Genomic DNA, 3539 nt, shown 5'->3' on the forward strand with positions numbered 1-3539 from the left:
ATCGGATTGGGGGCTTCGCGCGCCGCCTGATTCAAGGCTTCATCGAGCGTATTGCCGGCAGCGAGCACGCGAATCACGTTTTCCAGATAAGCCGGCAATTGTTCGACGATCTTGATGCGACGCCAGACCGCGCGCTGGATCAGCAGCATGTAAGCCAGGGTCAGGCCGATACCAACCGCCGGCAGAACAATGAACGGCCCGGCGATCACCGTCAGCAGCACGGTAACGACTACGACGCCGAGGAGCAGACGGACCACAGCCTCGGGGCGGATTTCCGAACCGGTGCGCCAGAACAGATGGCAGATCCAGCGCAGCACGGGATTGCGGATCGTTGAGCTGCCCTGACTGATTGCGGCCTCGTCGGCCCCGCTGACTCGCAGGCGCATCTTGACGTCGGATTGGTACTCCTGGTCCCGTGCCTGCAAAAACAACCACACGGCAACGCCGAGCAGCAGCACGGCGCCCAGCACGATCAAGGTCACTCCGGCGTTCATGCAGCCTCCTGCGGCACCACGATGCCGGACTCGGGTTCGTAGCGGAACACGTTGTGCATCACCAGTTCGCTGCCTTCGAGACCGCGCAGTTCGCTGATCGACATCACCCGCCGCTGGCCACTGGACAGGCGCGAAACATGGACGACCAGCTGGATCGCCGCCGCAATCTGGCCACGCAGGGTTTTTTCGCCGCCGGTGTAGCCTGCGAAGCCGGCCAGCAACTCGATGCGGTGCATCGCATCGCGAACATTGTTCGCATGCAGCGTGGTCATCGAGCCATCGTGACCGGTGTTCATCGCCTGCAGCATGTCCAGCACTTCGTCGCTACGCACCTCGCCGACGATGATCCGATCCGGCCGCATGCGCAGGGCATTGCGAACCAGATCGCGCGCACTGATCGCTCGCTGGCCTTCAAGATTCGGCGGCCGGGTTTCCAGACGCACGACGTGGTTGTGGCGCAGGCGCAGTTCGGCGGCATCTTCGACGGTGACGATGCGCTCACCGGACGGAATCCAGCTGCTCAACAAGTTCAGGAATGTGGTCTTGCCCGAGCCGGTGCCGCCGACGACGATCAGATTGGTCCGCGTCTCGACCTTGCGCTTCAGGTAATCGAGTTCCGGCTGGGTGATGCTGCCGCTCTTCAAGAGGTCTTCCGCCGTCAGCGGCACTTTCTTGAACTTGCGGATTGACAGGCAGGGCCCGTCCAGCGCGATCGGCGGAATGATCGCGTTGACTCGCGAACCGTCCGGCAGTCGGGCATCGACCATCGGCGTCGATTCGTCGACCCGGCGACCGAGCGGCGCCAGGATGCGCTGAATCACGCGGATGACATGGTTGTCGTCGTTGAAGCGCACCGGCGCTGAATAGAGCTTGCCGCCCCGTTCGATGAAAACGTTGTGCGGGCCGTTGACGACGATGTCGTTGACGGTGTCGTCATCGACCAGGCTCTGGATCGGCCCGAAGCCCAGCAGCTCGTTGCGGGAATCGGCGATCAGCGCTTCCGACTCACGCTGGTTGACCGGCAGACGTTGCTCGAGCACATAGCGCTTGACCTGTTCGGCCACGAAGCGCTCGACCTTGTCGGCCGGCCAGGTGTAGATGTCGAGCTTGCGATCCTCGATCTGGGCGATCAGATGCCGATGGACGCTGCTCTTCAGCGTCTGGTACTGATCCGACAGCCGGAACCGCTCGATCTGATCCATCGACATCACCGGCTACCGGAGCAGACGATCAAGAAAGCCCTGTGGCGCTGCCACGGCCTTCATGTCGCCAGACAGCAGCAGACCCGCCAGTTCCTGCATGCCGGCGCAGTACGGATCCTTCTTGGCGAGCGTGTACAGCGGCTCGCCGGAATTCATCGACAGCAGGCGGTTGAAGCTTTCGGTCTGCAAGGAACTCAGCAGCGGCAACTCGAACAGTTCGGCGAGATTGCGTGGTTCCAGACCCAGGCGCCGACGATAGTTGTCGACCACCAGCGCGGTGCGGTCCAGCGAGCAGTCCTGGGCGCGCAAGGCGCGCAGCAGATACTTGTTGTGGCGCGATTTAAGGATCGATTGATCGGACAGCAGCAGGCTGCGATCCGCCATGCTGACAAGGCCCGAGAGTGCCGTGATCGGCGCATGGCCATCGACAGCCACCACCATGTAAGTGAACAGGCCACGCAGCACCTGCATCAGCTTCAGCAACTGATCGGCATCGAAGCTGACCCGGCCGAGCAGATCCTCGGGCAGGCTGAGCACGTAGAGGCCGCTGGCGTGCTTCGGGAACGCGGTATCGATCAGCGTCTGATCGCAGCGATGCGCGTCATTGACGGCATCGAGCACGTTGTAAGTAGGATTCAGGTTCAGGAAGATCGCCGCCGCACCGGACGGTGTGGCGAGATCGACCAGCAGCACTTTCTCACCGGGATTGGCGCGCTCGATCACCGCCAGCGCAAGGTGCTCGGCGAAGAAGGCGATCGACTCATGCGGGTGGCCGGACAAGGTCAGGAAGATCTGTCCAGCCTTGGTCGGTACGGCGGCGGATGCTGTGGCCGTGCGCTTCAGCAGGCGGCCGATCTGTGGCCCGAGCTTGGCGTCGTCCCGGCCACGCACGAAGTAGTCACGGGCGCCGGCACGCATCGCAGCGAGCATGCACTCGGCATCTTCGCTGGCACCGAGGCCAACCACTGGAACCTGCCAGTGACGCTCGAGAAACTGTTCGACGAAGCTCGCGCGCATCATCGCGTTGGCCGGCGTGAACTCGCAGAACAGCAGGCCATAGCGACCCTGCGCTTCGACACTGGCCAGCAATTCCGTCGGCACCAGGCCGCGGATCACGATGACGTCAAGATTGGCGTCCTCGGCATCCTGCAGCCAGGATGCAAATTCCGGATCGTCGGCGACGACCAGCACTTTCGTCTTCATGCGCAGCACATCTTCACGGTCGTTCGGATCTTCTTCGAGAGGCGGCGGAATTACTTGCTGTACCCGGTATCGGCGTTCTGACCGAAATCACCGGATTCCAGGAACATCGTTTCGGCGAAGTTCGGACGATAGCGATCAGTCGAGGCACCCGGCAGTTGCGGCAACTGCGCACCCTTGGCAATCGGACGCACGAGATGCGGCGTGATCACCATGATCAGCTCCTTCTCGTTGCGGGTGATATTGGTGGTGCGGAAGAACGCACCGAGCACCGGGATGTCACCGAGCCACGGCACCTTGTCGACATTGGTCGACAGGTTGTTGCTGACCAGGCCGCTGAGCACGAAGGTTTCGCCGTCGCCCAGTTCCACAGTGGTATCGGTACGGCGAATGACGATGCCCGGAATCGTGGTGCCGCCGATGGTCACCGCATTGGTGAAATCGAGGTCGCTGACTTCCGGTGCCACCTTGATCGCGATGCGGCTGTTCGATAGCACGGTCGGCGTCAGATTGAGACGCACACCGAACTCGCGGAACTGCACGGTAATCGCGCCAGTACCGTTGGAACCGCCACCCTGCGGCACCGGATACGGGAACTCGCCGCCGGCGAGGAAGCTGGCGGTCTGACCGCTGAGCGCGGTCA

General features: G+C 62.5%; 4 protein-coding genes. All 4 read right to left on the reverse strand.

Going from position 1 to position 3539, the window contains the following annotated elements; genetic code table 11:
- The coding region (locus tag QZY06_RS21510) for a type II secretion system F family protein (protein WP_367275711.1) at positions 1-494 on the reverse strand (494 nt) is incomplete at its 3' end.
- Positions 491-1702 (reverse strand): CpaF family protein, encoded by a 1212-nt coding sequence (locus QZY06_RS21515; RefSeq protein ID WP_295688162.1) that lies wholly within the window; start codon positions 1700-1702, stop codon positions 491-493. The genes QZY06_RS21515 and QZY06_RS21510, both read right to left, overlap by 4 nt.
- Positions 1703-1708: 6 nt before the next feature.
- The gene (locus QZY06_RS21520) at positions 1709-2899 is read right to left on the reverse strand and encodes a hypothetical protein (protein WP_295688164.1); all 1191 of its coding nucleotides are present in this window, start codon (positions 2897-2899) and stop codon (positions 1709-1711) included.
- A gap of 50 nt (positions 2900-2949) precedes the next feature.
- A partial coding sequence (locus tag QZY06_RS21525) for a type II and III secretion system protein family protein (protein ID WP_367275713.1) occupies positions 2950-3539 on the reverse strand: 590 nt, incomplete at its 5' end.

It is taken from the genome of uncultured Nevskia sp. (assembly GCF_903885465.1).
In the GTDB taxonomy this organism is placed as follows: Bacteria; Pseudomonadota; Gammaproteobacteria; order Nevskiales; family Nevskiaceae; genus Nevskia.

Bases quoted from the DNA above. Each gene is read 5' to 3' on its own strand.
- QZY06_RS21515 (WP_295688162.1), bottom strand. From the start codon at position 1,702: ATGTCGATGGATCAGATCGAGCGGTTCCGGCTGTCGGATCAGTACCAG.
- QZY06_RS21520 (WP_295688164.1), bottom strand. From the start codon at position 2,899: ATGAAGACGAAAGTGCTGGTCGTCGCCGACGATCCGGAATTTGCATCC.